Origin of the sequence: Citrobacter sp. R4 (genome assembly GCF_026719175.1) — a bacterium.
Classification (GTDB): Bacteria; Pseudomonadota; Gammaproteobacteria; order Enterobacterales; family Enterobacteriaceae; genus Citrobacter_A; species Citrobacter_A sedlakii.
The window spans coordinates 1-1,030 of sequence record NZ_JAPPSU010000050.1 but is presented as its reverse complement, the minus strand read 5'-3'; the positions used below and the strand labels follow the sequence as shown (position 1 = coordinate 1,030).

At 59.6% G+C, this 1,030-nt stretch carries 1 pseudogene; it reads right to left on the bottom strand.

Annotated features, from left to right (window positions below):
- Positions 1-1,030, bottom strand: a pseudogene (locus OOJ60_RS24490) (RHS repeat protein); the annotation flags it as partial.

Below are 1,030 nucleotides of genomic sequence, written 5' to 3'. Positions count from 1 at the left end.
AGCCTGTCGCCGTCCCAGCCGTACCATGTCACTTCCGGGGTTTTATCCAGGTAAATATATTCCTCCCCGCTGAGACTCCCGCGCTCCCGCCGGCTTTTCCACACCCGTTTTCCGATGCGGCGGCCCGGCGGGTCATACAGGTAACGACTTTCCAGAAGTGTGACACCCTGTTGTTCACAGCGATAGTGCGCCAGCCGGTGCTGGTTATCGTAGTGATAACAGTGTACATAACCGCCGCCATCGCGTATCTGACGCTCATCCTTTTCCACCAGCCTTCCATGCTTATCGTGGTGGTAAAAGTACTGCACGTCTTCGCTGATGCGGTTATCCCGCCATATCGCGGGAAGCGCCGGGTACTGTTCCCGGTCTGTAATACGGTTGCCCGCCGGGTCGGTGGCGTAGCGTCGCAGCAGGTCGTTGTGCCGGGCGCTGATAAGACGCCCCGCGCCGTCATAGCGGTACTCTTCCTCCTGATGCGCGCCACGGATGCGTACAAGCTGCCCGTTGTCGTGATAACCGTATTCCCGGTTCAGCTGCGGGTCACTGAACGTGTGGCCCGACAGCTGCCCGGCCGGGCTGTAAGCCGTGTGTTGTTCGTAAACACCAGAGGTCCGCAGCGTCTCCCGGTGCAGCCGGTCGCGGGTGAAGTCGATAAGCGGCGTGCCGCCGAGCTTCATTCCCGCCAGATAACCGCTGCCGTAAGTCAGCCACTCCACCGGAGGAAGATGGTCAGGAGTGGTTTTATTCGCCAGTCCCTTCGGGTAATCGTGTTTTGTGGCATGCTGCCACAGCAGTTCGCCTGTTTCCGGGTTATGCACCGTCTGGCGTTCAAGGCTCATCCGTCCCTGTTTATCGTACTCATACTGTACGCTGACGCGGTGGCCATCGCTGAGATGGCTGGTTTCCGTCAGCCAGCCGCGTTCGTTGTACTGCCACTGTTCTGCCGGTTCGTCATTCACGGTGCGGTGCGTCAGACGGTCCGCTTCATCGTAATGCCACAGGGTGACCAGGCTTTCATCCTCGCTGCGGA